Annotated in this window: 20 protein-coding genes and 1 pseudogene; 9 read left to right on the top strand and 12 right to left on the bottom strand. The window is 66.7% G+C overall.

The features are described from left to right. Positions 1 to 126: 126 nt before the first annotated feature. From ACMGEZ_RS10435 to ACMGEZ_RS10445, 3 genes and pseudogenes are all read right to left on the bottom strand, one after another. Positions 127 to 876, bottom strand: a pseudogene (locus tag ACMGEZ_RS10435) (branched-chain amino acid ABC transporter substrate-binding protein); the annotation flags it as partial. Continuing rightward, on the bottom strand, positions 846 to 1,136 hold the full coding sequence (locus ACMGEZ_RS10440; RefSeq protein WP_436822209.1) for an ABC transporter substrate-binding protein: 291 nt from the start codon (positions 1,134 to 1,136) through the stop codon (positions 846 to 848). The pseudogene ACMGEZ_RS10435 and the gene ACMGEZ_RS10440, both read right to left, overlap by 31 nt. Positions 1,137 to 1,288: 152 nt before the next feature. Then, a complete protein-coding gene (locus tag ACMGEZ_RS10445; protein ID WP_436822210.1) occupies positions 1,289 to 1,906 on the bottom strand; it encodes an NAD(P)-dependent oxidoreductase in 618 nt (205 codons plus the stop codon). Between the two features lie 175 nt (positions 1,907 to 2,081). On the opposite strand from ACMGEZ_RS10445, the gene ACMGEZ_RS10450 reads away from it, so the two are divergent. Continuing rightward, complete coding sequence (locus ACMGEZ_RS10450; protein ID WP_436822211.1) at positions 2,082 to 3,005, top strand: LysR family transcriptional regulator; 924 nt, start codon at positions 2,082 to 2,084, stop codon at positions 3,003 to 3,005. A 39-nt stretch (positions 3,006 to 3,044) separates the two neighbouring features. Here ACMGEZ_RS10450 and ACMGEZ_RS10455 read toward each other — a convergent pair whose 3' ends face one another. Continuing rightward, complete coding sequence (locus tag ACMGEZ_RS10455) at positions 3,045 to 3,950, bottom strand: LysR family transcriptional regulator (RefSeq protein ID WP_436822212.1); 906 nt, start codon at positions 3,948 to 3,950, stop codon at positions 3,045 to 3,047. A 113-nt stretch (positions 3,951 to 4,063) separates the two neighbouring features. Here ACMGEZ_RS10455 and ACMGEZ_RS10460 point away from each other — a divergent pair, with 113 nt between their 5' ends. From ACMGEZ_RS10460 to ACMGEZ_RS10470, 3 genes are read left to right on the top strand one after another with little or no spacing between them, the layout of a single operon-like run. Continuing rightward, entirely contained in the window at positions 4,064 to 5,014 is a 951-nt protein-coding gene (locus ACMGEZ_RS10460) for a hydroxymethylglutaryl-CoA lyase (protein WP_436822213.1), read from the top strand. Positions 5,015 to 5,026: 12 nt separating this feature from the next. After that, the gene (locus ACMGEZ_RS10465) at positions 5,027 to 6,181 is read left to right on the top strand and encodes a CaiB/BaiF CoA transferase family protein (RefSeq protein ID WP_436822214.1); all 1,155 of its coding nucleotides are present in this window, start codon (positions 5,027 to 5,029) and stop codon (positions 6,179 to 6,181) included. A gap of 45 nt (positions 6,182 to 6,226) precedes the next feature. Beyond that, positions 6,227 to 7,207, top strand: coding sequence for a tripartite tricarboxylate transporter substrate binding protein (locus ACMGEZ_RS10470; protein ID WP_436822215.1), 981 nt, complete (start codon positions 6,227 to 6,229; stop codon positions 7,205 to 7,207). Here ACMGEZ_RS10470 and ACMGEZ_RS10475 read toward each other — a convergent pair. The 4 genes from ACMGEZ_RS10475 to dnaG form a co-directional block, all read right to left on the bottom strand. Further along, positions 7,179 to 8,342 carry an HPP family protein gene (locus ACMGEZ_RS10475; protein WP_436822216.1) on the bottom strand — a complete coding sequence of 388 codons (1,164 nt, stop codon included), beginning with the start codon at positions 8,340 to 8,342 and terminating at the stop codon, positions 7,179 to 7,181. The two genes, ACMGEZ_RS10470 and ACMGEZ_RS10475, sit on opposite strands and share 29 nt — an antisense overlap. Before the next feature lie 2 nt (positions 8,343 to 8,344). Then, the gene (locus ACMGEZ_RS10480) at positions 8,345 to 9,583 is read right to left on the bottom strand and encodes a multidrug effflux MFS transporter (RefSeq protein ID WP_436822217.1); all 1,239 of its coding nucleotides are present in this window, start codon (positions 9,581 to 9,583) and stop codon (positions 8,345 to 8,347) included. Positions 9,584 to 9,701: 118 nt separating this feature from the next. After that, positions 9,702 to 12,041 carry an RNA polymerase sigma factor RpoD gene (gene rpoD / locus ACMGEZ_RS10485; RefSeq protein WP_436822218.1) on the bottom strand — a complete coding sequence of 780 codons (2,340 nt, stop codon included), beginning with the start codon at positions 12,039 to 12,041 and terminating at the stop codon, positions 9,702 to 9,704. A 318-nt stretch (positions 12,042 to 12,359) separates the two neighbouring features. Next, the gene (gene dnaG / locus ACMGEZ_RS10490; RefSeq protein WP_436822219.1) at positions 12,360 to 14,240 is read right to left on the bottom strand and encodes a DNA primase; all 1,881 of its coding nucleotides are present in this window, start codon (positions 14,238 to 14,240) and stop codon (positions 12,360 to 12,362) included. Between the two features lie 90 nt (positions 14,241 to 14,330). Between dnaG and ACMGEZ_RS10495 the strand changes: the two genes are divergently transcribed. Continuing rightward, complete coding sequence (locus ACMGEZ_RS10495; RefSeq protein ID WP_436822220.1) at positions 14,331 to 15,302, top strand: YihY/virulence factor BrkB family protein; 972 nt, start codon at positions 14,331 to 14,333, stop codon at positions 15,300 to 15,302. Here the strand turns inward: ACMGEZ_RS10495 and ACMGEZ_RS10500 are convergent. After that, the gene (locus tag ACMGEZ_RS10500; RefSeq protein WP_436822221.1) at positions 15,232 to 15,990 is read right to left on the bottom strand and encodes a 3-hydroxyacyl-CoA dehydrogenase; all 759 of its coding nucleotides are present in this window, start codon (positions 15,988 to 15,990) and stop codon (positions 15,232 to 15,234) included. The two genes, ACMGEZ_RS10495 and ACMGEZ_RS10500, sit on opposite strands and share 71 nt — an antisense overlap. A gap of 144 nt (positions 15,991 to 16,134) precedes the next feature. Then, a complete protein-coding gene (locus tag ACMGEZ_RS10505; RefSeq protein ID WP_436822222.1) occupies positions 16,135 to 16,695 on the bottom strand; it encodes a phasin family protein in 561 nt (186 codons plus the stop codon). A gap of 179 nt (positions 16,696 to 16,874) precedes the next feature. Between ACMGEZ_RS10505 and ACMGEZ_RS10510 the strand changes: the two genes are divergently transcribed. After that, on the top strand, positions 16,875 to 17,816 hold the full coding sequence (locus ACMGEZ_RS10510; RefSeq protein ID WP_436822223.1) for a histone deacetylase family protein: 942 nt from the start codon (positions 16,875 to 16,877) through the stop codon (positions 17,814 to 17,816). A gap of 57 nt (positions 17,817 to 17,873) precedes the next feature. Continuing rightward, entirely contained in the window at positions 17,874 to 18,323 is a 450-nt protein-coding gene (locus tag ACMGEZ_RS10515) for an acyl-CoA thioesterase (RefSeq protein WP_436822224.1), read from the top strand. 52 nt (positions 18,324 to 18,375) lie between these two features. Here ACMGEZ_RS10515 and ACMGEZ_RS10520 read toward each other — a convergent pair whose 3' ends face one another. Both ACMGEZ_RS10520 and ACMGEZ_RS10525 read right to left on the bottom strand, forming a co-directional pair. After that, positions 18,376 to 18,783 (bottom strand): hypothetical protein, encoded by a 408-nt coding sequence (locus ACMGEZ_RS10520; RefSeq protein WP_436822225.1) that lies wholly within the window; start codon positions 18,781 to 18,783, stop codon positions 18,376 to 18,378. Between the two features lie 25 nt (positions 18,784 to 18,808). After that, a complete protein-coding gene (locus ACMGEZ_RS10525) occupies positions 18,809 to 19,042 on the bottom strand; it encodes a CsbD family protein (protein ID WP_436822226.1) in 234 nt (77 codons plus the stop codon). A 202-nt stretch (positions 19,043 to 19,244) separates the two neighbouring features. Between ACMGEZ_RS10525 and pncB the strand changes: the two genes are divergently transcribed. After that, on the top strand, positions 19,245 to 20,459 hold the full coding sequence (gene pncB / locus ACMGEZ_RS10530; RefSeq protein WP_436822227.1) for a nicotinate phosphoribosyltransferase: 1,215 nt from the start codon (positions 19,245 to 19,247) through the stop codon (positions 20,457 to 20,459). Then, on the top strand, positions 20,456 to 21,886 hold the full coding sequence (locus ACMGEZ_RS10535; RefSeq protein ID WP_436822228.1) for a sodium:proton antiporter: 1,431 nt from the start codon (positions 20,456 to 20,458) through the stop codon (positions 21,884 to 21,886). Before pncB ends, ACMGEZ_RS10535 begins: the two co-directional genes overlap by 4 nt. The last annotated feature ends 1 nt before the right edge of the window (position 21,887 follow it).

Here is a 21,887-nt window from a genome sequence, read left to right on the forward strand (position 1 = left end):
ACCAGCGGTCTGAACCATCAGCGGTTCCCAGCGCCCCCCGCGGGGACGATAGACGCCGACGCTGCCGTAGATCTGCTCGCCGTCGGGGCCGAACTTCATCACATTGGTGACGGGGGCCATGAAGTCGAGCTCGCGAAGCTTGGTCGTCAGCACCTTCCCGTCGACCGACCCGGCCCGTTGCACGGCGTTCGACAGCAGGTATATCGCATCGTAGGTGTAGTGCGAGCCATACGCCGGTGCGTGGCCATATGCAGCGCTGTACGCGGCGACGAACTTCGCGCCGCGGTAGAACTCCCTCGGTTCCAGCACGGGCGAGGTGGCAAAGACTTCGAGGGGGAGCTTCTTTGCGAGCAGCTTGTTGGTCTTGAGCGTGTCGCCACCGACGATCTTGATGTTGGTCAGCTCTGCATCTGCCAGCTGCTCGACGATCGCGACCACTTGAAAGTCCGCGAGGGTCGTGACGATGGTTTCGACCGAACGGGTTTTCAGCTCCTTGACCAGGGAGCCGAATTCGGTGCTCTTGTCGTCGAACGATCGCCGCAAGGCGACGGTGCGGCCCTGGGCGTTGAGCGATTTTTCCGCCAGGTCGGCCAGGGCCTTGCCGTAGGACGTACTGTCGTCGACGACCGCACAGGCGCCTGCGCTTTCGCTGAGCGTCGTGGCCGCATAGGCGCCCATCGCGCGTCCCTGGATCGTGTCGCTGGCCACCAGCCGCAGCGTCGTGGGAAAGCCGAGCTGCGTGTACTTGGGCTGGGTGGAGATGCTGAGCTGCGGGATGTTCTTCGCAGCGTAGATCGGCGCAGCCTGGATGCTCACGCCGGAATTGAGGTGACCGATGACCGCGATCACGCCCTCATCGACAAGATGGCGCGCCACCTGCTCGCCGACGCGCGCGGGCTCGATTGGTCGTCGACGGCGACGATCTGGAAACGCAAGGTCTTTCCGTCCACCGTGACGCCGCTGGCGTTGATTTCCTTCACTGCCAGCTCGACGCCCTGGAGCATGTCCTTGCCCAGGGCAGCGAGCGGGCCTGACAAGGGCTGGGCGACGCCGATCTTCACCGTGTCGGGCACCTTGGAACAGGCGATGAGCCCGACGAGCGCGAGTGCCGAAAAGCCAATACCGACGAGTCTCATGGAACCCCCCCGAAAGTTGTAGAAAAAATTCTACGAGGGGCTCCTGGCAAGCTCGGGTCGTCGAACAGATTTCGCGAGCTTCCCCCGCACCGATGATGCTCAAGCGGATGCGGGGCGAAGAAGAATGCGCTCGACGCGACTGCGGCGGCGGTTCAGTAGCCGACGGTGAAGCGCTGGCGGGAATGCGCGGGCTTCTCGATTTCGTCGGCCATGGCGATCGCGTAGTCCTCCATCGAGATCCAGCTCTTGCCGTCGGCGTCGGCCAGCAGCTGGTCGCCGCCGGTGCGATAGCGGCCGGTGCGCTCACCGGGTTCGAGCAGCGCGGAGGGCGAGAGGAAGGTCCAGTCAAGGTCCTTTTCCACGCGCAACGCCTGCAGGAAGCTGCGGCCCGCCAGCGCCTCGGCCTTGTAGGCGGGCGGGAATTCGGGCGTATCCACCAGCGCCTTGCCCGGCGCGATCTCGAGACTGCCCGCACCGCCCACGACCAACAGGCGCGGCACGTCGGCCTGCTTCGCCGCGGCGATGGCGGTGGCCGCGTCGATGCCGTCCGCGAAGTGGGTCGCGCTGACGACGGCGTCATGGCCGCGCACCAGCGGTACCAGTGCGTCGAGCCGGGTGGCATCGGCCTGCTTGAGCTTGAGGCCGGGCTTGGGCTGGACCTTGTCGATGTTGCGCGCGATGCCGGTGACGGTGTGGCCGCGTGCAAGCAGCTCGTTGGCGATGCGGGAACCGACGCGGCCGCTGATGCCGAGGATGGCGATGTTGCTCATGGAGAACTCCTGGTTGAAGGGCAAAGAAAGGGAGGCCGCGGACTCAGGCAACTTGCCGCACCGCTGCGCGAGATGCTTGCCGCTGACTCGGCGTGCCGGCGATCTTATGTTTCTTGTTCCGGTCGAAAAACTGCTTACCATGCAATGGTTTGTTGCTTGAATCGATCAGATCATCATGGACCGCATCACTGCCGCGCAGGTGTTCGTGAACGTGGCGGAGCGCGGCAGCATGACCGCGACCGCCGACGCGCTGGGCATGTCCCGCCCCATGGTCACCCGCTATCTGGCCCAGATGGAGGGCTGGGCCGGCGCACGCCTGCTGCACCGGACCACGCGCCGCCTCAGCCTCACGCCCGCGGGCGAGGAGACGCTCTCGCGCAGCCGGCAGATGCTCGACATTGCCGGCCAGATGCCGGTGGCGGTCGATGCGCAGGCCGAAGTGCCGCGCGGCCTGCTGCGGCTGAGCTGCGCCCAGTCCATGGCGCAGGACGTGCTGGCCTCGGCGGTGGCGGCCTTCCTGCAGCGTCATCCGGCAGTGGCGGTCGACCTGCAGACCAGCGACCGCATCGTCAATCTGGTGGAGGAGCGCATCGACCTCGCGATCCGGATCACCAACGACCTGGACCCGAACCTGATCGCGCGACCGCTGGGCACCTGCGGCTCGCTGGTGTGCGCCACGCCGGCCTACCTGGCGGCGCACGGAACGCCGCGTGCACCGCAGGAGCTCGCGCTCCACAACTGCCTGACGCACTCCTATTTCGGCAAGAGCCTCTGGCAGTTCGAACGCCGGGGCCGGCAGCTCGCAGTACCGGTGGGAAGCAACCTGAGCGCCAATGAATCGCGCGTGCTGCTGGCGGCCGCGCTCGAAGGCGCCGGCGTCACGATGCAGCCGGTGTATTCAGCTGCGCCGCTGGTGGCGGAAGGCCGTTTGGTCGCACTGCTGCCGGAATGGAAACCGCAGGCGTTGGGGGTCTACGCGGTCTATGGCTCGCGCCGGCAGATGCCCGCCGCGTTGCGGGCGATGCTGGACTTCCTGGCGGCGCGCTTCGCTGAAGAGCGCTACTGGCCGCCGGTCATGGCGCCGAAGAAGAAGCGCTGAACAAGCATCCTCTGCGGCCGGTCGCCCGCATCCCGGTCTTCAGCCGACCCGGGCACGCTCGCGCAAGTGCGCCACCAGCAGCTTGGCCGCCGGCGAGAGGTTGGCTTCGCTGCGAAAACAGATCGCAAAACGCCGCTCGGCCCAGGCGTCGGACAGCGGCACCACGCGCAGTCCGAAGCTCTGCGCCACGGGGTCGACCACCTCGCGCGGCACCACGGCGATCCCCAGCCCGGCGCGCACGCAGCGCAGCGCAGCGTCGAAGGTCGACACCACCGCGCGATAGCTGAGCGGCCGGCCGATGATGGCGGCCGCGCGCGCCAGCATGGTGTGGACCGCGGTGGAGGCCGGCAGCCCCACGTGGTCGAACTCCAGCGTCTCCTCGAAGCTGCAGCGCCGCCGCCGCGCGATCGGATGCGAGGGATGCGCGACCATGGCCAGCCGGTCGCGCCGGTAGGGCCAGGCCTGCAGGCCTTCGAGGTCTGCCGCGTCCCAGCACACGCCGACCGGAGCCGAGCCTTCGCGCAGCGCGCGGACCAAGTCGCGGCTGAGTGCCTCCTCGATGTCGACGCGAATGTCGTGGTGCGCCTCGGCCTGCAGGAAATCCGCGATGTCGTCGGGCAGGAACTCGGCGATGGAGGACACGCTGGCCAGCACCCGCACCTGGCCCTTCACGCCGCGTCCGTAAGCGGCCATGTCGCGGGCCACGCGGTCGGCACTGGCCAGCATGGCGCGTGCATGCTCCAACAGGATCTCGCCAGCCGCCGTGGGCGTGACGCCCCGTCGGCGGCGCTCGAACAGCGTGGCGCCGACCACGCTTTCGAGCTGGGCCAGCCGCTTGCTGATGGCGGAGGCGACGATGTGGTGCTGCTCGCCGGCCCGGGCGATATTGCGGGTCTCGCAGACCGCCACGAAAAGGCGCAGGCTCGTGAGGTCCAGGTCGCGCATGAGATTCCGTTTCGGAATGGTTGGCGTGCCAGATTAACGCTTTTGCTAGCGACAGGGAACGCCTAGAGTCCAGGGAAGGATCGGCTTCCACCGACCAAGAGAGACAACGCCCCATGCCCGCATCGAACCCGCGCCTGCCACGCGCCGCCGTCATCCGTGAAGTCGGCCTGCGCGATGGCCTCCAGAGCATCGCCACCGTCCTGCCCACCGGGCACAAGCGCGAGTGGATCCGGGCGGCCCATGCCGCGGGCCAGCGCGAGATCGAGGTCGGCTCCTTCGTGCCGGCGCGCCTGCTGCCACAGCTGGCCGACACCGCCGAGCTGGTGAGTTTTGCAAAGACGCTGCCCGGCCTCTTCGTCTCGGTGCTGGTGCCCAACCTGCGCGGCGCCGAGAGCGCCATCGCGAGCGGCGCCGACCTGATGATCGTGCCGCTGTCGGCCAGCCATGCCCACAGTCTGGCCAACCTGCGCAAGACGCCCGACGAGGTGGTGGCGGAAGTCGCCCGCATCCGCGCGGCGCGCGACGCAGCCGGCGCGAAAACGCTGATCGAAGGCGGCGTCGGCACGGCCTTCGGCTGCACCTTGCAGGGCGAGGTCGCCCCGAGCGAAGTGCTGCGTCTGATGCAGGCCCTGCTCGACGCCGGCGCCGACCGGGTGAGCCTTGCCGACACCGTGGGCTATGCCGACCCGGCGATGGTGCGCGAGCTCTTCGAGCAGGCGCTGAAGATCGCAGGCGAGCGCTTCTGGTGCGGGCACTTCCACGATACGCGCGGCCTGGGTCTGGCGAACGTCTACGCGGCGCTGGAGCTCGGCGTGAGCCGCTTCGACGCCTGCCTGGCCGGCATCGGCGGCTGCCCGCATGCGCCCGGCGCGAGCGGCAATGTCGCCACCGAGGACCTCGCCTACATGCTGGGCAGCATGGGCATCGCGACCGGAGTGGACATCGGGCAGCTGCTCGCGCTGCGCGCGCGCGTGGCGGACTGGCTGCACGGCGAGACGCTGCACGGCACGCTCTGGCGCGCCGGCCTGCCAAAGACCTTCACACCCGAAGCCCTGGCGGCCTGACACGAAAGCACCATGAAGAACGAAGCCGATTCCCTGCCTCTCGCCGGCGTCCGCGTCGTCGAGTTCACCCACATGGTCATGGGCCCCACCTGCGGGATGATCCTGGCGGATCTCGGTGCCGAGGTGATCAAGATCGAGCCGCCGGGCGGCGACAAGACGCGCCGGCTGCCTGGCCTCGGCATCGGCTTCTTTCGCTCGTTCAACCGCAACAAGAAGAGCGTGGTGCTCGACATCACGAGCGAGGAGGGCCGAGCCACGGCGACCGAGCTGATCGGCCAGTGCGATGTGGTGCTCGAGAACTTCCGCCCGGGGCTGATGAGCTCGCTGGGCCTGGACCACGAGACGCTCTCGAAGAAGTACCCGGGGTTGATCTATGTCTCGCACAAGGGCTTCCTGCCCGGTCCGTACGAGAAGCGGCTCGCGCTCGACGAGGTCGTGCAGATGATGGGCGGCCTCTCGTACATGACGGGCCCGCAAGGGCGTCCGCTGCGCGCGGGCACCTCGGTCAACGACATCATGGGCGGTATGTTCGGTGCCATCGGCGTGCTGGCGGCGCTGCGCGAGCGCGAGCGCACCGGCCGCGGGCAGGAGGTGCAGAGCGCGCTGTTCGAGAACTGCGTGTTCCTGTCCTCGCAGCACATGCAGCAGTTCGCGATGACCGGCGAGCCGCCGCCGCCGATGCCCTCCCGCGTGTCGGCCTGGAGCGTCTACGACGTCTTCACGCTCGCCGGGGGCGAGCAGCTCTTCATCGGCGCGGTGAGCGACAAGCAGTTCCTCACGCTGTGCCGCGTGCTGGAAGCACCCGAACTGGCTGCCGACCCGGCGCTGGCGAACAACGCGCTGCGCGTGGCGGTGCGCCCGGCCTTGCTGCAGCGGCTCGGCGAGATCCTGGCCCATCACCGTGTCGAGGAACTCGCGCCCAGGCTCGAGGAGGCCGGCATTCCCTACGCCCCGATCGTGCGGCCCGACCAGCTGCTGCAGGACCCGCACCTGAAGGCCAGCGGCGGCCTCGTACCGATGGAAACCGATGACGGCGGCATGACCGAAGTGGTGCTGCTGCCGCTGCTGATGGGCGGCCGCCGTCCCGGCGTGCGGCAGGCTCTGGCGCGCGTGGGCGAGCACACCGACGAGGTGCTGTCGCAGCTCGCGTCCCGCGAAGCGGCCTGACCGGCGAGCCCCTCGACGACTCGAAAAACTCAAGGAGACAACGACATGAACCCCATCCTCTCGCGCCGCACGATGCTCGGCTTCGGCACTTGCGCGCTCGCCACCGCCGCGCTGCCCGCCCTGGCCCAGGGCGGCTCCGACAAGCCGGTGCGCATCGTCCTGCCGATCAGCGCCGGTTCGGGCGTGGACACCATTGCGCGCGCCGCCGCGCCCGCGCTCGGCAAGGCCTTCGGCCAGCCTGTGGTGATCGAGAACCTGCCGGGCGCGGGCGGCATCACCGGTACGTCGGTGGTGGTCAAGGCGGCGCCGGACGGGCTCACGCTCGGCATGGTGTCGAACAACCACGTGATCAACCCGAGCGTCTACAAGAAGATGCCCTTCGACGCCATCAACGACATCACGCCCATCAGCGTGGTGGGCGCGACACCGCTGGTGCTGCTGGTGAATCCGAAGGTACCGGCGAAGAACGTGAGGGAGCTGGTGGCGCTGCTCAAGGCGAAGCCCGATGGCTACAACTACGCGTCCTCGGGCAACGGGACCATCATCCACCTGGCCGGCGAGATGTTCTTGGAAGAGGCCGGCGTGAAGGCACGCCACATCCCCTACAAGGGCACCGGCCCGATGGTGACCGACATGATCGCGGGCCAGGTCGAGATCGGCGTGGTGGCCTTGCCGGCGGCGCAGCCGCACATCAAGAGCGGCGCGCTGCGCGCGATCGGGGTGTGTGGCCCCGCACGCTCGCCGGCCGCGCCAGAGATCCCGACCATTGCGGAACAGGGCTTGCCCAACTACAACGTGGAGGGCTGGTTCGCCGTGATCGGCCCGGCGCGGCTGCCGGCGGCCGAGGTCAAGCGCGTGCACGATGCCGTGGTGGCTGCCTTCGGAACGGCCGAGGTGCGCGAGGCCATGGACAAGCAGGGCAACATCATCAAGCCGACCACGCCGGAGGAGGCGGCCCGCTACTTTCGCAGCGAAGCCGAGCGCTACGCGGCGCTGGTCAAGAAGGCGAACGTGACGCTGGAGTAGCCGCTTCGGTCTCAGGGCCGACCGCGCGGTACAGGGCACGCACGAAATCGGACTGCGTGATCATCCCGGTGAGGCGCCGCTCGCCGTCGATGATCGGGATGTGGTGGTGGCCGCCCTCGGAGAACAGCGGCACCAGGTCCACCATCGGCCGCTCCTCGCTGGCCACGCGGACCTGCCGCGTCATGATCTGGCCGACCACCTCGGGCTTGCTGGACGTCACGGTGCGCGTGGCGCGAATGAAGTTGCGCAACCGGCCGGCCAGGCCATCATGGTGGTCCAGGTCGATGTGCCGGAAGAAATCCGCCTGCGTGACGATCCCCACCACCCGGCGCGTGCGGTCGGTCACCGGTAGCGCCTTGATGCGGCGCGCCTGCATCAGGGCCCAGGCTTCCTGCAACGGCGTGCCGAACTCGGCGACCACCGGGTTGGGCGACATGATGTCGGCGCAGCGCACGGTGCCGAGGCGGCGGCGGTAGGACTCCAGCTCGGTCTCTCGGATCAGCGACTCGAGGTCGTCGCGGCTGATGTCCAGCACCTGGTTGTAGCGGGCCAGCACGGCATCGACGTCGGCCGAGCTGAAGCGCGCATCGGCCTGCGGCGTGCGCGGTGCCAGTTGAACGTGCGGGTAGCGCCGCCCGGTCAGGCTGTTGTAGACCACGCCGGCCAGTACCAGCAGCACCGAATTGACCAGCACCGGATGGAGCGCGAAGGGAAAGTGCGTCGTGTGGTTCAGCGCCACCAGCAGCGCCACCGCGCCGCCGGGCGGATGCAGGCAGCGCAGGGCGAACATCAGCGCGATGGCCAGGGCGGTGGCTGCGGGCCCGACCCAGGCAGCGTCGGGCATCCAGCGCGCGCAGGCGACGCCGACCAGTGCCGAGAACATGTTGCCCGCGATCACCGGCCAGGGCTGGGCGAGCGGGCTGGCCGGCAGTGCGAAGACCAGCACGGCGCTGGCGCCCAGCGGCGCGATCAGCCACTGGTTGCCGCTGCCCGGCTTGGCCAGTTGAAGGATCAGCACCGTGAGCAGCAGGCCCAGGCCGGCTCCTGCGACCGCGCGCAGGCGTTCGCGCGTGTTGACATTGGTGCGGGCCGGAAGCCAGGAGCGGGCGAAGGTGCGCAGTGCCTCGCGTCCCATGCTCAGGCAACCTCGCCGGCGACCCGGCGTCCGATCTCGGGCCAGCGGCCGTGCAGCCAGCCCCAGGCCACGAGGCCGATGCTCATCATCCCGATCGAGGTCAGCGCCAGCGCCAGCGTCGAATGCATGACCAGCGGGGCGACCACGCCGGCCACGAGGCCGTTGGCGGTCGAGCCGATCACGGCCTGCAGCGAGGAGGCCATGCCCCGGCGCTCGGGATGCAGGTCGAGCACCAGCAGCGTGACCACCGGCACCATCAGCGCCCAGCCGAAGGCGAACACCGCGAGCGGCCACAGCGCCCAGGCCGCGTGCGGCGTGAAGAGGGCGTTGGCGACCACGTTGACGATCGAGGTCAGCAGCATGATCAGGAAGCCGTCGCGGATCTGCCGCTTGGGCGCCACCTTGCCCGCCATGCGGCCGCTGGCCCAGGCCCCGGCCATGATGCCGCCGATGGTCAGGAGGAAGAACCAGAAGAACTGCGTGGGCGCCAGCGCCAGGTGGTCGCCCAGGAACGCAGGCGCCGCCAGCACGTAGAGGAACATGCCGTTGAATGGCACGCCGCTGGCCAGCGCCAGCAGCAGGAAGCGAGGGTCGGAGCACAGGTCCCAGTAGCCACGCATCAGGTGCCGCACCTCGAAGGGTTGCCGCTGGCTGTAGTGCAGGGTTTCGGGCAGCAGCTTCCAGTTGGCGGCAAACAGCACCACGCCCACTGCGACCAGGAACCAGAAGATGCTGTGCCAGCCCAGGTGCACGAACAGGAAGCCGCCGATGATCGGCGCGATCGCCGGTGCGACGCCGAAGTAGATCGTGACCTGGCTCATTACCCGCTGTGCGTCGGCCGGCGGAAACATGTCGCGGATCACCGCACGCGAGACCACGATGCCGGCGCCGGTCGAGAGGCCCTGCAGCGCGCGGAAGAACACCAGCTGGCCGATGGTCTGCGAGAGCGCGCAGCCCAGCGAAGCGATGGTGAACACCGCCAGGCCCCACAGCACCACCGGGCGGCGGCCGAAGCTATCGGACAGCGCGCCGTGGAACAGGTTCATGAAGGCGAAGCCGAACAGGTAGGCCGAGAGCGTCTGCTGCATCTCGGCCGGTGTTGCGCCGATGGTCTGGGCGATGCCTGCGAAGGCCGGGATGTAGGTGTCGATCGAGAACGGCCCGAGCATGCCCAGCACGGCCAGCAGCACGGCCAGGGCCCAGCGCGGCGCGTGCCAGAGTTTGTGGGCGTCGGGGTTCATGTGGCCAGGTTCCGTTCTTCGTCTTGGTCTTGGTCTCGGTCTTGGTGTCGCGGCCAAAGAGAACGCCCGCCGCCGGTGAAGGCAAAGCGGGCGTTCAAGCTCGAGGATCCGCTGGGGATCAGAGCGTATCAATAAAGCTGCGCAGCTTGTCGGAGCGGCTCGGATGCTTGAGCTTGCGCAACGCCTTTGCCTCGATCTGGCGGATGCGCTCGCGCGTCACGTCGAACTGCTTGCCCACTTCTTCCAGCGTGTGGTCGGTGGACATCTCGATGCCGAAGCGCATGCGCAGCACCTTGGCTTCGCGCGGCGTCAGGCTGTCGAGGATGTCCTTGACCACGTCGCGCAGGCCGGCCTGCATCGCGGCCTCGATCGGCGCGGTGTTGCTGCTGTCCTCGATGAAGTCGCCCAGGTGCGAATCGTCGTCGTCGCCGATGGGGGTTTCCATCGAGATCGGCTCCTTGGCGATCTTCATGATCTTGCGGATCTTGTCTTCCGGGATCTCCATCTTGGCGGCCAGGATGCCGGCGTCGGGCTCGAAGCCGAACTCCTGCAGGTGCTGGCGGCTGATGCGGTTCATCTTGTTGATGGTCTCGATCATGTGCACCGGGATGCGGATGGTGCGCGCCTGGTCGGCGATCGAGCGCGTGATCGCCTGGCGGATCCACCACGTCGCATAGGTCGAGAACTTGTAGCCGCGGCGGTATTCGAACTTGTCGACCGCCTTCATCAGGCCGATGTTGCCTTCCTGGATCAGGTCCAGGAACTGCAGGCCGCGGTTGGTGTACTTCTTGGCAATGGAGATCACGAGGCGCAGGTTGGCCTCGATCATTTCCTTCTTGGCGTCGCGCGAGGACGACTCGCCCTCGTTCATGCGCTTGTTGATGTCCTTGAGCTCGGCCAGCGGCACCACCACGCGCGACTGGATGTCGGCGAGCTTCTGCTGCAGCTCCTGCACCGGCGGGATGTTGCGGGCCAGCACGGCGCTCCAGGGCTTGCCGGCCGCGGCCTGCTTCTCGACCCACTTGAGGTTGAGCAGATTGGAGGGCACGCGGTTGCCGTTCTTGTCGTAGCCGCTGAAGTCGCGGATGAACTCGTCCTGCGGGAAGCCGCACTTGTCCACGATGATGCGGCGCAGCTCGCGCTCCTTCTTGCGCACGTCGTCGACCTGGGTGCGCACCAGGTCGCACAGCTTTTCGATGGTGCGGGCCGTGAAGCGGATGGTCATCAGCTCTTCCGACAAAGCATGCTGCGCCTTCTGGTAGGCCGGCGTGCCGTAGCCTTCCTTGTCGTAGACCCTGTGGACCTTCTCGAACAGCACGGCGATGCGGTCGAAACGGGTAAGCGCTTCGTTCTTGAGCTCCTCGAGCTTCTTGGTCAGCGCCTTGGAGCCGCCCTTGCCGTCGTCGTCGTCTTCCTCGTCGAACTCGTCGAAGTCTTCCTCGGCCACGTAGTCGTCGGCCTCGTTGGGGTTCGAGAAGCCGTCGACGATGGTGGAAATGACGACCTTGCCCTCGCGGATCTCCTGGCCCAGGCGCAGGATCTCGGCGATGGTGGCGGGGGAGGCCGAGATGGCCTCCATCATGGCCATCAGGCCGCCTTCGATGCGCTTGGCGATTTCGATCTCGCCCTCGCGCGTCAGCAGCTCGACCGTGCCCATCTCGCGCATGTACATGCGCACGGGGTCGGTGGTGCGGCCGAATTCGCTGTCGACGGTGGAGAGCGCCGCCTCGGCCTCTTCCTCGGCTTCTTCCACCGTGGTCGCGGTGGGCGCCGTGTTGTTCAGCAGCAGGGTCTCGGCGTCGGGTGTCTGCTCGTAGACCGCCACGCCCATGTCGTTGAGCATGGTGACCACGACTTCCATGGTCTCGGCGTCGACCAGCTTGTCGGGCAGGTGGTCGGAGATCTCGCCGTGCGTCAGGTAGCCACGGGTCTTGCCCAGGGTGATCAGGGTCTTGAGGCGGGAGCGGCGCTTGGCCAGGTCTTCCTCGGACAGCACGGTCTCGTCGAGGCCGAACTCCTTCATCAAGGCGCGTTCCTTCGCCTTGCTGATCTTCATGCGCAGCGGCTTGACCTTTTCTTCGGTCGCCACGGGCTCGTCACCGACCAGCTCGTCCTCGATGTCGGACAGATCGACGTCGCTGGCGGGTGCTTCGGCGGCAGCCTTGGGCTTGCGGCCGCGCTTGGCGCCGCCGGCGGCGGGTGCGGCACCGGCCGCCTTGGGCGGACGCCCGACCTTGCGGGCGGCAGTGGCGGGTGCGGCGGCGACCGCTGCTGCGGCGGTCTTCTTGAGTTCGGCGGTGGGGGACGATTTGGTGGGCACGGTTTTCACTTTCGTTGCGGCTGTGGCCTTGGACGCGGCGGTACCCGTCTTAGTTGCCGGCAGGACCGCAGCTTTCAACGGTTTCTCTGCAACCGACTTGCTGACGGCGGACACGGCAGGCTTCTTTGAACTGGGCATAAGACCTCGTACAACAAGAAATTGGACCAACAGGATCACAGGCGCCAACAGCCCGGCGCAGGCAGGAGCACAAAAAACGGAAAGGGGCGAACAAAAGGCCGCTGGCGACCCCTCGAACGCGTTTCAAAAGACAAGATGTCGGGCGAACATTTGGTGTGCAGTCCTTGCGGTTTTTGACCCGTGTTCCGACGTGGATTCATCGGAAATTGCGTTGCGCATCGAGTCGGCCCGGAGGTGCTGCTGTCGCTCTTGCCTTAGTTTTCGCTTGTATGCGAAGCCTTACATTATAGCGTGCTGCGCATTTTTCAAGCAAATTGGCTAACGTGGATGCAGGCGGGCGCGCAGTTCCAGCCGACGCGCTTCTAGGGCCTTGTAGCGCTCCAGGGCCCGCGGATCGCTGCCGACCGCCTCGATGGCCTCGCTCTGTTGAGCCTTGAGGCGATCGTCCAGCATGAAATCGAGCACGTTGCGCAGCTCGCGCGCGGCCTCGGCCGTGTGCTCGCCCTCGGGGTCGCCGAGCGGCGCGCCCTCGGGGCCGGTCATCACGCGCAGCGCCAGCGCCTCGAAGTCAAGGCCCCGCAAGCCCTCGCGCAGCGCCGCCCACGGCTGCACCCCGTGTTCGTGCAACTGGCTGTCCAGCCAGGCGAAGAGCTGTCCGTGCTCGCCGGGCAGCTCGCAAAGCAGCGCATGGAGCTCGTGGGGCAGGGCCTCCCATTCCGCCATGTTCGACAGCAACAGGCGCGCGGCCACGTCGGGCCGGCTGGGCGGCAGGGTGCGGCCGCGTGCAGGGACGCGTGGAGCCGAAGCGCGGGACCCATAGCGGTCTTCTGGCGGCCGAGCCCGGTCTTCGCGGCGCTCGCGCGGACCGGACCCGACGGGACGGGCTGCCCCAGGAGGCAGCCACAGCTCCCCCAGCTCCTGGGCGCTCAACTGGACCATCTCGGCAATCTCGGTGAGCAGTTGCCGCTTGAGCGCGCCCTCGGGCAGGGCGCTCCAGAGCGGTCGGGCGTTGCTGGCCATGTGGGCGCGTCCTTCGGCGTTCCCGAGGTCGCAACCCTCGCGCGCAACCTCGACCATGAAGCGGCTTAGCGGCGTGGCCTCGCTCACGAAGCGCGCGAAGGCGTCAGCGCCGAATTCGCGGATGAAGCTGTCGGGATCGTGCTCGGCCGGCAGGAATAGGAACTTGACGCTGCGCACGTCGGTCGCGTAGGGGAGGGCGCCATCGAGCGCCTTGCGTGCCGCGCGCCGGCCAGCGGCATCACCGTCGAAGCTGAACACCACCGATTCGGTGAAGCGGAACAGCTTCTGGACATGATCCGCTGTGCAGGCCGTGCCCAGCGTCGCGACTGCGTTCGGGAAGCCCAGCTGGGCCAGCGCCACGACGTCCATGTAGCCCTCGGTCACCAGCGCATAGCCGCGCTCGCGGAAGGCGGCGCGGGCTTCGTAGAGGCCGTACAGTTCGCGGCCCTTGCTGAAGACCGGGGTCTCGGGCGAATTGAGGTACTTGGGCTTCTCGTCGCCCAGCACCCGGCCGCCGAAGCCGATGCATTCGCCCTTGACGTTGCGGATCGGGAACATCACCCGGTCGCGGAAGCGGTCATAGCGCTTGCCGTCGCTGTTCTCGTCGGCCTCGCCGGCGATCACCAGGCCGCTCTCGGCCAGCAGCGGGTCGTCGTAGTCGGGAAACACGCTGGCGAGCGTGCGCCAGCCGGGCGGCGCGTAGCCGATGCCGAACTGCCGGGCGATCTCGCCCGAGAGGCCGCGGCCCTTGAGGTAGTCGATGGCGGTCTTCGACTGGCGCAACTGCTTGCGGTAGGCCTCGCCCGCCTTCTCGAGCACTTCTGACAACGTGGCCTGCTTCTGGCGCTGTCCGGCGGCTCTGGCGCGTTCCTCTGGCGAGGCGTCGTCCTCGGGCACCTGCAAGCCGTATTGGCCGGCAAGGTCGTTCACCGCCTCGACGAAACCCATGCCGGCATGCTCCATCAGGAAGCCGATCGCGTTGCCGTGCGCGCCGCAGCCGAAGCAGTGATAGAACTGCTTGGTCGGGCTCACCGAGAAGGAGGGCGACTTCTCGCCGTGAAAGGGGCACAGCCCCATGAAATTGGCGCCGGCCTTCTTCAACTGGACGTAGCGCCCGACGATTTCCACCACGTCGGCGCGCGCGATCAGTTCCTGGATGAAAGAGGCGGGGATGGTCATGTAGGCGGAGAGCGGCAAATCATACGCAAGACCTCCAGCCAACGCGGCCCGGCGGCATACTGGCCGCTTCGGATCCCGGGCCTCGTCTGCATGATTCGCCGTACCGTCCGCCACGCAGTGCCCTTGCTGCGCCATCCTCTGCGCTTCGCCTGGGATGCGGTCAAGGCGTTCCGGGCCAACCAGGGCCTGCTGCTTGCGGGGGCGGTCGCCTACTACGCGCTGCTGTCGATCGTGCCGATTCTGATCCTGAGCGTGATCGCGATGTCGCATTTCACCCAACAGGCGGAACTGTTGAGCTCGGTGGGCCGCTACCTCGAGTGGCTGTTGCCGGGCCAGTCACGGGCCATCGTCGCCGAGCTGTCGAACTTCCTGGCCCATCGCGATCTGATGGGGCCGGTGTTGCTGGTGACGATGATCTTCTTCAGCTCGCTCGCCTTCACCGTGCTCGAAAGCGCGATGGCGGTGATCTTTCATCACCGCAAGGCCAACCATTCACGGCACTTCCTGATTTCCGCCGTGATGCCCTATGTCTACATCCTCTGCCTTTGCGTCGGCCTGTTGCTGGTCACGCTGGTGGCGGGCGCGTTGCAGGTGATCGGGCAGGAAAGCGTCGAGTTGTTCGGTCGCAGCTGGTCGCTCTCGGGGCTGTCTGGGGTGCTGCTGTATCTGCTCGGGCTGGGCGGCGAGATCTTCATGCTCACATCGCTCTACTTGGTGATGCCCGTGGGGCGGCTGCGGCTGCGGCACGCATTGCTGGGCGGCGTGACCGCGGCGCTGCTCTGGGAGGTCACGCGCCGCGTGCTCGTGCTCTACTTCGCCACGCTGTCGCAGGTCAACGTGGTGTATGGCTCGCTGACCACCGCGATCGTGGTGCTGCTGAGCCTGGAGATCGCCGCTACGCTGGTGCTCTTCGGCGCCCAGGTAATTGCGCAGTACGAGCGCCTGGAGCGCACCGGCAGCGCGCCGCCTATTCCTGGCGATATCGCGGCGGTCAGCGCGGCGCCAGCCGAATCGCGCCGTCGAGCCGGATCACCTCGCCGTTCAGCATCTCGTTCTCGATGATGTGCTTCGCCAGCTTGGCGTAGTCCTCGGGCGTGCCCAGGCGCGAAGGGAAGGGCACGCTGGCGGCCAGGGCGTCCTGGACTTCCTTGGGCATGCCGAACAGCATCGGCGTACCGAAGATGCCCGGGGCGATCGTCATGTTGCGGATGCCGTTGCGCGCGAGGTCGCGGGCGATCGGCAGGGTCATGCCGACCACGCCGCCCTTCGAGGCGCTGTAGGCTGCCTGGCCGATCTGGCCGTCGTAGGCCGCGACCGAGGCGGTGGAGATCAGCACGCCGCGCTCGCCGGTCGCCTCGGGGTCGTTCTTGCTCATGGCGTCGGCCGCGAGCCGGATCATGTTGAAGCTGCCGATCAGGTTGACGGTAACGGTCTTGCTGAATACAGCCAGCGCATGCGGGCCGTTCTTGCCGACGGTCTTTTCGGCAGGTGCGATGCCTGCGCAGTTGACCAGGCCGACCAGCTTGCCCAGCTTCTGGGCGGCCGCCACGGCGGCTTGGCCGTCGGCCTCCTGGCTCACGTCGCACTTGACGAAGACGCCGCCGATGTCCCTGGCGACCGTCTCGCCCTTGTCCGCCTGCATGTCGGCGATCACCACCTTGCCGCCGTTGGCCGCAAGCATGCGCGCCGTGCCTTCGCCGAGGCCCGAAGCGCCGCCGGTGACGATGAAAACCCTGCCTTCGATCTGCATGTGCTCAGCTCCTCAAGAATGCGTTTCGTGGAGCGATCATAGAGCGCAAAAAAAGAAGCCCCGTCCGAAGACGGGGCCCTGGAATTGGATCCCGAAGGACCCAAGGAGACAATCGTTGCCCGCTCGAGGCAGGCTCGTCGATGATCAGGCGCGCTTGCGAGCAGCAGTCTGGACGCTGCTCTTGGCGGCGTTCACGGCCGTGTTCGAGACGGCCTGGAAGTTGGCTTCCGCGACGTCCGTGGCCTGCTTGACGGCTTTCTGGACCGACTCGAAGGCGTTGTTTGCAGCGGCCACGGCGCTCTTCATCACGGCAACCGCGGTTTCCGAACCGGCGGGGGCATTCTTGGCGGCGCTGTCGACCAGGCCGACGAAGGCTTGCTGGGCTTCAGCGGCCTTGACTTCGAACGTCTTGCTGAATTCGGTGCCAGTGCCTTGCGCGATCTCGTACAGGTGGCGGCTGTAGGCGGCGGCCTTCTCGGCCATGGGCTGGAACAGGCCGGCTTGCAGGGCCAGCAGTTCTTGTGCGTCCTTGACGCTCAGCAGCGCCTGGGTGGTGCCGGCGGCTTCTGTCAGCGCAGCCTTGGAGGCGGTGACGTTCAGTTCGACCAGTTTCTCGATGCCTTCGAAGGCCTTGGTGGTGAGGCCGAACAGCGTTTCGACGTTGGCCTTGTGGGAGGCGATGATTTGGTCAGCGGTCAGTGCCATGTGGAAGCTCCATTCAAATAAAAGGGGTGAACCCGGGGGTGAGCTGCCCCTCCCATTCATTTATGTTGCGGCGCAGCATGGCGAAAGTATAGGCAACGACGCGGACCTCTCCAAGCGGTTTTTGCTGCCCTGCAGCAATTTAGAAGCGGCTTTCTAAAACCGTCCCCGACAATGTTCCCATGCGTGCTTTTTATTCGGGCCACTTCGTCTTGCCGCTGCCGCCCGGTCATCGTTTTCCGATGGGGCGCTACGTGCTGCTGCGCGAGCAGATGGAGCGGCAACTGCCCGACGTCGAGATGCTGGAGGCGCCACGTGCCAGCGATGGGGAACTCGCGTTGGTCCACACGCCGCAATGGATCGGCGCGATCAGCGACGGCAGCGTCGATGCGCAGGCCATGCGGGAGATCGGCTTTCCCTGGAGCGAAGCCATGGTGGAGCGCTCGCGCCGCTCCACCGGCGCCACCATCGCGGCCTGCCGCGCCGCCCTGGCAGAAGGCGTGTCGGGCAATATGGCAGGCGGCACCCACCATGCGGGCGCCGATCGCGGCGGGGGCTTCTGCGTCTTCAACGATGCCGCCGTCGCGGCGCGCCTCATGCAGGCGGAGCAGGGCCGGCGCCGCCGCGCGGCATTGCAGGTGGCGGTGATCGATCTCGACGTGCATCAGGGCAACGGGACCGCGCGCATCTTTCGCGAGGACCCGAGCGTGTTCACGCTGTCGATCCATGGACAGAAGAATTTCCCTTTCCGGAAGGAGGTGAGCGACCTCGATGTCGAACTGCCCGACGGCTGCGGCAACGCCGACTACCTGGTGGCCCTCGAGCATGCGCTCGACGAGCTCGACCGGCGTTTTTCCCCCGGCCTGCTGATCTACCTGGCGGGCGCCGACCCTTTCGAGCGCGACCGGCTGGGGCGCCTCAAGCTGAGCTTCGATGGCCTGGAGGCGCGCGACAGGCGCGTCTTCGACTTCGCCTGGCAGCGCCGGATCCCGCTCGCGTTCGCGATGGCCGGCGGCTATGCCAGCGATATCTCCGAAACGGTGCAGGTGCAGCTCGGCACGTTCCGGGTGGCATTCGAGTACTGGCGCCGATGGCAGAATGCCGCGGCCAGAGGACACCAATGAGCCGCCTGGCCGTTCCGAAGGCGAAATAGCACCGTAGCAGAAGGCGAAGGTACTCGCATGACCGCTAAACCCACCCCTTTTCCCCGCAGCGCCTTTCGCGTCTTCCGAAGTATCCCGACGCGATGGGCCGACAACGACATGTACGGGCATGTCAACAACGTCGTTTACTACGGCTGGTTCGACACGGCAGTGAATGCACTGCTGATCAAGCGCGGCGCGCTGGATATCCATGACGGCGCCGTCATCGGCTTCGTGGTCGAGACCGGCTGCAACTACTTCGCGCCGCTGGCCTTTCCGCAGACTGTCGAGGCAGGCGTTCGAGTCGCCCATGTCGGCAGCTCCAGCGTGCGCTATGAGATCGCGCTGTTCGCCGAGGGCGCCGATACTGCGTCGGCGCAGGGCCACTTCATTCATGTCTATGTCGACCGGGCGACCCGGCGGCCCGTGAAGCTGCCGCCGACCCTGCAAGCAGTAGTCGACGAACTCCTCGCCATCGATCGGGCATGAAAAAACGGCGCCCTCAGGCGCCGTTCTTGTCTACGTGGCGCCCGGCGCCCCGTCACTTCTTCGCGTGCATGGCCCTGATATCGGCCTTGGCCTTGGTCTCGTCTGCCTTGGCCTGCTTCTCGCAAGCACTCTTGGCGTCACCCTTCTGGTCGTCGCATTTTTCCTTCGCGACTTCGTAGGTGGCCTTCACCTTTTCTTCTTCGACCTTGCGGGCGTTGGCGTCGCTGGGCTTGTACTGCTGCTCGAGTTGAGCCTTGGCGACGTTCTCCTTGCCCTTGGCTTCCTTCTCGCAGACATCCTTTGCGTTGTCCTTCATGGGTTCGCATTTGGCCTTGTCCGCCTTGTAGGACGCCTCGATCCTCTCCTTGGCGGCCTTGTATTCGTCCTGGGTCAGCGCGCTGGCCTGCGTGGCCACAAGGCACGACGAGGCGATCGCGAGCATGAGCAGATGCTTCTTCATGATGTACTCCTTGGTGTTTTCGATATCAATACTTCTCGAACCAGAGCGCGTCGGGCGTGCGGCCGTCGCGGGTCTCCCACTCCTTGACTTGCCTCTCTGCTTCGTCCCGGCTGATGCCGTGGCGTTCCTGGATGCGTCCGAGCAGCTGGTCGCGCTTCCCGGCGATGACGTCGAAATCATCATCGGTCAGCTTGCCCCACTGTTCCTTGACCTTGCCCTTTAGCTGCTTCCAGTTGCCTTCGATGGTGTCTTTGTTCATCAACCTATCTCCTTCAGATGAGGGTTTGTCGCTGCCCGATCGCTGCTTGCGTGCTGCGTCTTGCTGGCGTGAATGAACTCTTGCTCGCAGGTCCGGACCCGGCAGTAGGACGCCCGGGGAAGGGCCCGTAGGCACATGCCGACGTGCCCCGTGATAATCGGACGCACGCAGAAACAGGACACCAGCGCGCCGCGTCATCATCATGATCATCCACAGCCTGCTCGACACCGACCTCTACAAGTTCACGATGATGCAGGTGGTGCTGCACCACTTTCCGGGCGCGCGCGTGGAGTACCGCTTCAAGTGCCGCAATGCCGGCATCGACCTGGCGCAGTTCGCGTCGCAGATCCGCGAGGAGGTCCGGCACCTGTGTTCGCTGCAGTTCCGGGATGCGGAGCTGAGCTATCTGCGATCAATGCGCTTCATCAAGAGCGACTTCGTCGATTTCCTGGGGCTGTTCCGCCTCAACGAGAAGTACATCAAGATCACCCCGCTGCCTTCGGGGGAGCTCGACATCCGCATCGAGGGGCCCTGGCTGCACACCATCCTGTTCGAGATCCCGGTGCTGGCGATCGTCAACGAGGTCTACTTCCGAAGCACCCAGCCGAATCCGGACATCGCCGAAGGCCGCCGGCGCCTCGAGACCAAGTTGACGCAATTGCAGGGACCGGGGCTGCAGGACCTGAAGATCGCCGACTACGGCACCCGCCGCCGATTTTCCAAGGATTGGCACGAGGAAGTCCTGCGTACCCTCAGCGCCCGGCTCGGCCCCGTGACCTCGCCGCCGCAGCGCAGCGTCGAGAGACCGCCGCAGTTTGCAGGCACCAGCAACGTGCTCTATGCCATGAAGCTCGGCCTGATCCCGCTGGGGACCATGGCGCACGAGTACCTCCAGGCCTGCCAGGCGCTGGGTCCGCGCCTGCGCGACAGCCAGGTCTTCGGGTTCGAGTCGTGGGCGCGCGAGTACCGCGGCGACCTGGGGATTGCGCTGTCCGACGTCTACGGCATGACCGCCTTCCTGCGTGACTTCGACCTGTACTTCTGCAAGCTGTTCGACGGCGCCCGGCACGACAGCGGCGACCCCTTCCAGTGGGGCGAACGCATGCTTGCCCACTATTCCGCGAACCGCGTCGATCCGCGAACCAAGACCCTGATCTTCAGCGACAGCCTCACGTTCCCGCGCACGATCGAGCTCTACCAGCAGTTCCGCGGGCGCTGCCAACTGGCCTTCGGCATCGGCACCAATCTCACCAACGACCTCGGGTACGAGCCGCTGCAGATCGTGATCAAGATGGTCCGGTGCAACGACCAGCCCGTGGCCAAGCTGTCCGACACGCCCTCCAAGAACATGTGCGACGACGAGCGCTACCTGGCCTACCTGCGCCAGGTCTTCGAGATTGCCCAGCCGCCCGCATGACAGCTTCGTACGCGCACACCAGATTCCTCCGCCTGCTGGTTACCGTCGCACTGCCGACCCTGCTGCCTGCCACTGCCGTCGCTGCCGATTTCGATGGTGGCATTTTGTCGGCGTGGTGGGGCCTGCCCTTCGCCGGCATCCTGCTGTCCATCGCTTTGATGCCTCTCTTGACGCCTTCGTTCTGGCACCACCACTACGGCAAGGTGGCGGCGGCCTGGGCGCTGGCCTTCCTGCTGCCTTTCGCGGCAATCCATGGGGTGAGCCTGGCTGCCACGCAGCTCTTGCACGCGATGCTCGCCGAGTACGTCCCCTTCATCATCCTGCTGACGGCGCTTTTCGTGGTGGCTGGCGGCATCCACATCCGCGGCAACCTGCATGGCACCCCCGGTCTCAACACCGGGATCCTGGCTGTCGGCGCAGTGCTCGCGAGCCTGATGGGCACCACCGGCGCTTCCATGCTGCTGATCCGGCCCCTGATCCGCGCCAACGACAACCGGCGGCACCGGGTGCACGTGGTCGTGTTCTTCATCTTTATCGTCTCGAACGTGGGCGGCTCGCTGACGCCGCTGGGCGATCCGCCCCTGTTCCTGGGCTTCCTGAAGGGGGTGGAGTTCTTCTGGACGGCGCGCAACATCCTGCCCGAGACCCTGTTCATCGTCGGCATCCTGCTGGCGCTGTTCTACGTGCTCGACCGCTGGTACTACCGCAAGGAGGGCGTGCTGCCCTTCGACCCGACGCCCGACACGCGCCGACTCGGCTTCGATGGCGCGGCCAACTTCTGGCTGTTGGGCGGCATTGTTGGCCTCGTGCTGCTGAGCGGCGTCTGGCAGTCGTCCATCGCCTTCGAGATCCATGGCACCGTCGTCGGTCTGCCCGGGCTGGTGCGGGACGTCGGGCTGGTCGCGATCGCGTTGATCTCGCTGCGGCTCACCAAGCCCCGAGTGCATGCCGACAACCAGTTCGTCTGGGCGCCGATGCTCGAGGTGGCCAAGCTGTTCGCGGGCATCTTCCTCACCATCATCCCGGTGATCGCGATGCTCAAGGCCGGCCTCGGTGGCCCGTTCGGCGCGGTAGTGGCCGCGGTGACGCGGGCGGACGGGCAGCCCGATCCGGCGATGTACTTCTGGGCCACCGGCGTGCTGAGCTCCTTCCTCGACAATGCACCCACCTACCTCGTGTTCTTCAACACGGCGGGCGGTGATGCGCAGGCACTCATGACCACCTATGCGTCGACCTTGGCCGCGATTTCGGCCGGCGCCGTGTTCATGGGCGCGAACACCTACATCGGCAATGCGCCCAACCTGATGGTCAAGGCCATCGCGGAAAGCCGCGGCGTGCGCATGCCGAGCTTCTTCGGCTACATGATGTGGTCGGGCGCCATCCTGGTGCCGCTGTTCCTCCTTTCCACCTTCATCTTCTTCCGTTGAT

It is taken from the genome of Variovorax stachyos (genome assembly GCF_051400855.1).
Taxonomy (GTDB): Bacteria; Pseudomonadota; Gammaproteobacteria; order Burkholderiales; family Burkholderiaceae_C; genus Variovorax.